4 protein-coding genes are annotated in these 8,353 nt (G+C 40.3%); 2 read left to right on the top strand and 2 right to left on the bottom strand.

Annotated features, from left to right (window positions below):
* Both IQ264_RS29885 and IQ264_RS29880 read right to left on the bottom strand, forming a co-directional pair.
* A partial coding sequence (locus tag IQ264_RS29885; RefSeq protein WP_193985887.1) for a PAS domain S-box protein occupies window positions 1-3,959 on the bottom strand: 3,959 nt, incomplete at its 3' end.
* 173 nt (window positions 3,960-4,132) lie between these two features.
* On the bottom strand, window positions 4,133-6,517 hold the full coding sequence (locus IQ264_RS29880; protein ID WP_193985885.1) for a response regulator: 2,385 nt from the start codon (window positions 6,515-6,517) through the stop codon (window positions 4,133-4,135).
* 510 nt (window positions 6,518-7,027) lie between these two features.
* Here IQ264_RS29880 and IQ264_RS33770 point away from each other — a divergent pair.
* Window positions 7,028-7,414: a response regulator transcription factor gene (locus tag IQ264_RS33770; protein WP_322744833.1), complete on the top strand. Its 387-nt coding sequence runs from the start codon at window positions 7,028-7,030 to the stop codon at window positions 7,412-7,414.
* A 127-nt stretch (window positions 7,415-7,541) separates the two neighbouring features.
* On the top strand, window positions 7,542-8,315 hold the full coding sequence (gene aqpZ / locus IQ264_RS29870; RefSeq protein WP_193985880.1) for an aquaporin Z: 774 nt from the start codon (window positions 7,542-7,544) through the stop codon (window positions 8,313-8,315).
* Window positions 8,316-8,353 lie beyond the last annotated feature (38 nt).

The raw sequence follows: 8,353 nt of genomic DNA, 5'->3' as shown, positions 1-8,353 counted from the left end.
CTTGTTTCCCCATCTCCCCATCTCCCCATCTCCCCATCTCCTCTGCTCCTCTGCTCCTCTGTTCCCAATCCTTGCCAAGAAAGAGTTTTCACTTCTTCAGCAGTCCAGCCAAAAATGCGTTCGGCTTGTTTCGACCAACGCAGAATTTGGAAATCCCGATCCCATTGCATAATTGCTAGGGGACATTCATCAAAGTGAGTATCAATATGCTGGAGTGCTTGTTGCAAAGCTTGTTCTGTTAGCTTCTGTTCTGTGATATCCAAAACCACACCATGCCAAGCAATTGCGCCATTACTGCGTCGTTCTGGTTGAGAATTTGCCTGTAAGCATTTCAGCTTGCCAGAAGGTGTAATAATTCGCCATTGATAACAGAAAAGTTCCAGAGTTTCGGCACTGTGATTCACAGCAGCATTGTAACCGGAAACATCCTCTGAGTGTATTTGTCCCAGGATCGAGTAAGCATCCTTTAATGCTTGTTCTGCGGTTACTTCATTAATCGCTTCACAGGCGGAACTCATGTATTCAAACCAGAATAAACCATTGAGTTCTCGAACTAGAGTGTAGATAGCTGAAGGGGAGGAATGACTGAATTGATTTAACCATTTTTCGGTTTTGCGGAGTTTTTCTTCAACCAGTTTGCGTTCGCGTAGCGCAGCTTGCTGTTCGCTAATATCTAAAACAACTCCATGCCAAGCAAGTTCACCATTTTCCCGTCTTTGTAGTCGAGAATTAGCTTGAATCCATTTGGTTTTTCCTGAAGGTGTAATAATGCGCCATTCATGTTTAAATGGTTTTCCCGTTCGCAAACATTCTTTTACTGCTTGTTGATAGCCTTCGCGATCGCCTGGATGAATTTGGTTAAATGTGATTGTGGCATCTTGGATAACTTCTGCCACCGGAATTTCATGAATTTCTTCAAATGCCGGACTCACATATTCGTAGCGCACAGGGCCACTGGGATATTCAATAACGGTGAAAATTACTCCTGGGGAAGCTGCTGCTAATTTTTGGAATCTTTCTTCACTTTGGCGTAAAGCTTCTTGTGCTTGTTTGCGTTCGGTAACGTCCAAAACTACGCCATGCCATGCGATCGCACCATTACTACGTCGTTCTGGTTGCGAATTCGCTTGTAACCATTTAACTTTGCCAGAAGGAGTAATAATCCGCCATTCATGAGAAAAAAGTGCTAAATTTTCCTTACTCCTAGCCACTGCTTCAGTATAGCTAGCAATATCGTCAGGATGGAATTGGTCAAATATCAGCTGAGCATTTTCTAGAACTTGTGTCTCGGTGAGTTCGTGAATTGCTGCTACTGCTGAACTATGATATTCAAACCAGACACGCCCATCCAATTCTTGAACCAAAGTATAAATTGAACTGGGAGATAGATTGCTATAGTGACGTAGCCATTGTTCAGTTTTGGATAGTTGTTCTTCAGCTTGTTTGCGTTCGCAAAGCGCGGCTTGCCGTTCGGTAATGTCCAAAACTACACCATGCCATGCGATCGCACCATTACTACGTCGTTCTGGTTGACAATTGGCTTGCAACCATTTAATTTTGCCCGAAGGTGTAATAATCCGCCATTCATGACAGAAAAGTTCTAGATTTTGAGCACTCTTAATTACTGCATCATGATAGCCAGCACGATCGTCAGGATGGAATTGATCGAATATTACCTGAGCATTTTCTAGAACCTGTGCCTGGGTAACTTCATGAATTGCTTCTACTGCTGAACTAATATACTCAAACCAGAAACGCCCATCCAATTCTAGGACAATCGTATAAATTGTACTGGGAGATTGATTGCTATAATGATGTAGCCATTTTTCAGTTTTGGAAAGTTGTTTTTCAACCTGTTTCCGTTCGGTAATATCTAAGGAAACCGCTGTCACAATCCAACAATTTAACGTTTCATCCCATCGCGAAGTATTAGTTTGGGAAATCCAACGTAAACTGGCATTTTTATGATAAAGTCGATACTCGTAAGTTCCTGTTTGCTGGGCGAAAATATCGGCATATAATTGAGATACGATCGCTTCCCAATCTCCGGGAAAAATCCGAGAGTTCCAGAGGTTTTTGTCGGCTTGCAATTCGGCTGGTGTATAACCGGAAATAAATTCACAACCCGCAGAAATATAGTTAATTTCCCAATTGTTATCAGGAGATACTCGAAAACTACTAATTGCGGCGATCGCACTATTAAGAACATCATTAAGTTGTGCTTGCGAAGCTTGTAATGCTAGTTCTAACTGTTTGCGATCGGTAATATCTTTGCTAATCGTCAAAACTCGTTGTTGACCATCTAATTCCACTAGTTCGATCGACAAGAGCGAAGTTCCCAACTTACCAGACTTTGTGCGGTAACGAAATTCTATACCCTTAATTCGCCCAGATTTTTGGAACAGTTCCCAGATAATTATATGCTGTTGAGGATCGGCACAAAAATTTAATTCTTCTGTAGTTCTACCAACGATCTCTTCCCGGCTATACTCACTAATTTGCAAGAAACTATCATTCACTTCCAAATATTTTCCGCCATCTCCGAGTTGATTAATTGAAATTGGATCGGGACTAGCGCGAAACACTTTGGTAAATCTGGCTTCCGACTCTTGCAATGCGGTTTTGATCTGCTCAAAAGACTTTTGCAATTGTTCAGCAGTGCAGTTGAAAGATTGCGCCAGCACAGAAATTTCCTTAATTGCGCTATCTTCTTGTTCAACATTTTGCCAATTTCCTGCTGCCAATGCCTGACTCGATCGACTTAATCGCCGAATTGGTTTAGCAATATAATAAGCACTAATAATTCCCGCAGCAGTTGTGCCTAAAAAAGTTAATCCACACAGCCAAATTGTTCGCCAAAGATTTTCATTAATACTGCCCATAAAATCTGACTGTGGCACAATTATCACAATTAGCCAATCGAGTCCATAATTATCCTTATAGGGAGTGACTTGGACAAAGTGTTGTTGATTATTAATTACCAAATTTATTTGTTTGGTATCTCGTAAATTGTCAAAACTACCGAATTTATTAATTAACTTTCGGGCAATTTCCCTTGTCCGGGTATCTAGACTATTTACTGCTAGTAGTCTTTTTGGTTGTCCTTTTGTTTGCTTTACATAGATGTTTTCTAAACTAGAACTAGTAACTAAATTTCCCGAATGCTCAAGAATTAAGACCTGTCCCGATCGAGAAAAATTTTGTTTGTACAGAAAGCTACTAAGATCTGACAAGAAATAAATAGACCTAAAAACTCCTTGAAATTTTCCGGCATTATTATAGATGGGAGCCAATGCCTGTATTTGTAAAACGGGTATAATTCGATTGACAGAAATCGATGACCAAATTTGTTTTCTGCTAGCTTTTGCTTGACGATACCAAGGTAGCTGGCGAAAATCTAGATCGGTCTTTGAATAGATTAGTTTTGTTGTTTTACCTCGATCGTCAATCCGATAAAACTGGCGCTGACTCGGATTGAGTTTGTTGATTTTAATTATGTAATTTTTACCAAGAGTTAGATTCTTGCCAATTAACTTGCTACTATAATAACGCTCTTTTTCTGAAAAGATACGTCCGTAAGCGATCGCTTCGCCCTCTGCACTCCAAAAACCATTTGATGTAAGTGAGGGATTCAACTTCATCTGTTCCCACAAATGTTGTTGCAGTTGCTCAAAGTCGTTGATATTGAGACTTCCCTGCTTTACAGCCAGATGATTTATTGCCACAATTTGTTGAGAGGTTTGTAAATATCTGTCAAGGCGATCGCTAACTCGTTCCGATACCTGCGCCAACAATCTTTTTGCTAAATCCTCAACTGCCTCTTGCCCACTACGATAAGAGAAATAACCAACTAATCCCACTGCTCCCACAGTTTGTAGCACAAAAGGTACAACTAGCACCCAATGTAAGGGAACTTTAACCAAAGAACGGAGATACTGGGAGAAAATAAACGATCGCATATCTATATTTTTACAGAAGGCTCCAAGAAAGTTTTGAGTTTGTAGGGGCGGGTTTAGCAGAAAATTCTGTGAACACAACACAAGAGTTGACAACAAAACCCGCCCTGACAGAGTTTTAAGTTAATTAACTTCCCCTTGTCCCCTTGTCCCCTTGCCCCCTTGTCCCCTTGAAGTTACAAAGGATACAAACAATAAGTATTTCTTCCTCGGTTTTTGGCAGTATATAATGCTTCATCTGCGATCGCAATTAGGGAATCAAAGCTTTGATCTAGTCTAGGAATTTTCCCTGTAATGCCCATACTAATAGTCACATAGTCTTTGATCTTGGAACTTGCATGGGGAATCTGTAACTGAGTAATTTTTTGTTGAATCCGTTGAGCAACACGCAAGGCACCATCAAGGCTAGTTTTAGGTAGAATAACAGCAAATTCTTCGCCACCATAACGTGCAACTAAATCAGAGGATTTGATAGATTCTTGAATTGCTGTAGCTATTTGTTTTAAACAGATATCACCTGCTGGATGTCCATATAAATCGTTGTAATGTTTAAAATGGTCTACATCGCAAAGAATGAAGCATAAAGTTTCCTGTTCTTGGATTAGCTGTTGCCATTGTTGTTGCAAAAATTCTTCCAGAGCTCGACGATTGGGAATTTGAGTTAAGGGATCAATTCTAGCTTGTTGTTGCCAGATTGCTATTTGCTGTTGATGTAGACAATCTAGCTGTTGACGTAAACGCGATCGCTCAATGCGACTGATTACCCTAGTTACTAATTCTGGCCCAATGATTGGTTTGCTAATCATATCATCGGCTCCAGCTGCAAAAACCTGTTGGGTTGATTCGCGATCGGTGTGAGCACTTACTACTAAAATTGGTAAATCTCCATATTTAGGATCTTGGCGCACCACTTGACAAAGTTCAATCCCGTTAAAAGTTGGCATTTCTAAATCCAACAGCAACAAGTCAGGCTCAGTACTTTTGAGCACATCCCAAAATTGCTGCGGATTATCCAAACAAGTAACTTGCACTCCCCAAGGTTGCAGTACAGTAGTTAAAGTCTTCAGTATGAATGGATCGTCATCTACTGCCATTACTTTGGCATCTTTCTCTTGAATTGGCATTAGTAGCTGGGAAATTGCTTCTAATACTTGAGTCGGAGTAACTGGTTGTACAAGATACTTGTCGCTGCCTAGACGAGCAACTTGTACCCGACTGTCTAAGTTATCTTGTTTCCCCAAAGTAATGAAAGGAATAGAAGGAAATTCTTGTCTTAATTCCCATAGCAGCGACAGTTGTTCTGAGTTTAGTGGCGAGCAATTGAGTAGTAGTAAAATGGCGATCGGTGTAGCGTCAGCTATTTGTTCTAATACTGTAGATTTATCTGAAATTATCTGAATTTGCCATCCCCAAACCGAGGCTTCTGCAATTAAAGTTTCTGCAAACTCGGTTTTTTCTCCGATTGTTAGGACTTGCGGAGCTAAAGTTGATGGTCTATCTTCTAAAGATTGGGGTGAATTGTTTAATTCCTGCTTTAATTCCATTAACAGTTGAGAAAACAGAGAAACTTGTTGTTCCTCTAATGTTGTTGCTTTTAACAGTTGTTCGATCGCACTTGCTATTTGCGATCCTTTAGGATATCCAAAAGTTCCTAAACTTCCCGCCAATCGATGTGCTTCTTCCTTAGCTTGTTGCAGCTGCTCTGGATTTACATTCTGCGTTTCTTCAGGAACTACCTCTGCCAAAATTTTCAGCCGCTGTTCTAGAGTAGAGCGAAAGTGTTCAATAATTCGATTAATTGCTACTGATTCAGTTGGTAATTGATTGATTTGTGTTGTATTTATTTTGTCTTTCCTGCTTTTCTTTGGCTTTTCTGATTGAGAAGGCGGTGTTTTGACACGATATCCTAATCCATAGACTGTCTCAATAAAATCTTCTTTCATGCCTGCTGCTTTTAGTTGACGGCGTAAATCTTTAATCAAATTAGTAACTGCGTGTTCTGTTGGACAATTATCAATTTTCCACAAATGATCGATAATCGCATTGCGACTAAATATCCTTTGTGGATGGCGCAAAAATAGTTCCAAAAGGCTGTATTCTTTAGATCTGAGGTTAACAACTTCTTGCTGATATTTCACCCGCGCTAAAGCCGGATCTAAAGACAAATCCCCATAAGTTAAAATTGTTGCTTCGCACTTGGCACTTCCTCGCCTGATTAACGCTCGGATACGTGCTAAGAGTTGGGCTGGTTCGCAAGGCTTAGCAACGTAATCATCAGCACCAGCATCCAAACCGATCACAACATCATCATTGGAATCTTTTGCTGTCAACATTAAAATCGGCGTGCTACATCCAGAGGAACGCAACTGGCGACAGACGCTAATCCCATCTAATTTAGGAATTTGGACATCAAGAATTATCAAGTCATAATTACATACATTTGCCAATGCCAATGCTATTTGACCATCCGGTGCTACTTCCACAATGTAGCGATGAGTTTTCAGTGTTGCTGAGATCAGTTCGCCTGTAAACGGATCGTCCTCTACTAATAGAATCTTCATACTAGACAGGGGATTGTTTTTAAAATGTGAACCAGGAGGAAGATTTGCCTACTTTACGTCTTTTACTACTTTATAAGAAAGTGATATTATTTAACAAGCTACATCTTTTTCTTATAAGTTCTTTACTTTTAAGTTATATATTTAGCGAAGCTATAAGTATAACTTTTTTATGGAGTAGAAAAGTGATATTTGCCCATTTATTGGGGAATGTATCTGGAACAACAAATCTGAAAAAAAAGCCAGTGCGGTAATATAGCGATTCTCAATCTCATGAGGTGTAGTGTTTCTGTTTATAGGGAACAGCGCATAGGGAACAAGGAACAGGGTAGGGAACAAAAGTTACAACTTTGGTATACCTGACAAGGTAAGAGAAATGCTATATAAAGATTTTCTCACGTTTGTAAAAAAATTTGGTAGAATCACGGCTATAAAAATCATCAGCCATAATAAAACAGAATTTCAGTAGATGTACTTATTTGGTTGAGAGATACAGTTTTGCGAGTTATGAAAGTGGACAGCACTCTTCCTTCGCTAGCGATCGAGCATTTAACCCAAAACTCCCAGGTAGATTTATGCCAAACAGAATGGGAGATGCCTCGGCTATTGAATTCCAATATGTACTCAGAAACATCTGCCATCAGTAACAGCAAAACAGTAAGCATTCGGGCAATAGTCTCGGAGTATCATTTATATTTACAAGCACATCCCCTAACTAAACGAGAACTAGAAATTTTGCAGTTAGTAGTTCAAGGAAGCACTAATTCCGAAATCGCTGAAAAACTCTATCTGACCATAGGGACAGTAAAAACTCATTTGCGAAATATATTCAATAAGTTAAATGTAAACGATCGCACCCAAGCAGCAGTCCTAGCTCTACGTGCTGGTCTAGTAAATTAAAATATAATTCTTTCTAAGACCCTTATAATTTTCTTACTTTCTATTTATATAATACATCCCAAAATAAAGCACTTAAGTAAAAATAGCTGTCTCGTCAAGCCTGGAAAAATCAAGGAGATTTGTACTAATGAATTTAACAAAACGGTGTATCGCTGAGTTAATCGGTACATTTTGGCTGGTGTTGGGTGGTTGTGGTAGCGCAGTACTAGCCGCAACCTTCACCGCAGATGGGGCAAAAATTGGTGAAAATACTTTGTATCCTTTGGGGCTTGGGTTTGTTGGTGTTGCCCTTGCCTTTGGACTAACTGTGTTGACAATGGCTTATGCGATCGGTCATATTTCTGGCTGTCACCTAAACCCAGCAGTATCCTTTGGATTATGGGCAGGTAAGCGTTTTCCTGGTTCCGAACTTCTACCTTATATTGCTTCCCAAGTGATTGGCGCAACGATAGCCGCCGGACTACTTTATTTAATCGCTAGTGGGAAAGCAGGTTTTGTTGGCTTTACTGGTTCTAATCCCCTAGCTACCAACGGCTTTGGCGCACATTCACCAGGCGGATATAGTCTGTTAGCTGCTTTCATTACTGAAGTAGTAATGACCTTCATGTTTTTGATGATTATCATGGGTGCTACCGATCATCGCGCCCCCGCTGGTTTTGCTCCGATCGCCATTGGTTTAGGACTGACCTTAATCCACTTAATTAGCATTCCAGTTACTAATACTTCTGTCAACCCCGCTCGGAGTACTGGTGTTGCTATCTTTGCCGGACCAGAACTCTTGGCTCAAACTTGGTTATTCTGGGTTGCACCAATTTTAGGCGGAATATTAGCCGGATTTTTCTATTCGTCCTTCTTTAGTGAGCCTGCGATCGAAAGACAACGCATCAAAGAAACCGTTTAAGAAAGGCAGAAGTAGGGAGATGGGGAGGTGGGGAGATG

The organism is [Phormidium] sp. LEGE 05292 (genome assembly GCF_015207735.1).
Taxonomy (GTDB): domain Bacteria; phylum Cyanobacteriota; class Cyanobacteriia; order Cyanobacteriales; family Aerosakkonemataceae; genus Floridanema.
Note: the sequence above shows the minus strand (reverse complement) of the source record. Positions and strands in the feature narration are given on the sequence as shown.

Excerpts from the sequence above, each read along its gene's own strand:
- IQ264_RS29880 (WP_193985885.1), bottom strand. The coding sequence starts at position 6,517 with ATGAAGATTCTATTAGTAGAGGACGATCCGTTTACAGGCGAACTGATC.
- aqpZ (WP_193985880.1), top strand. The coding sequence starts at position 7,542 with ATGAATTTAACAAAACGGTGTATCGCTGAGTTAATCGGTACATTTTGG.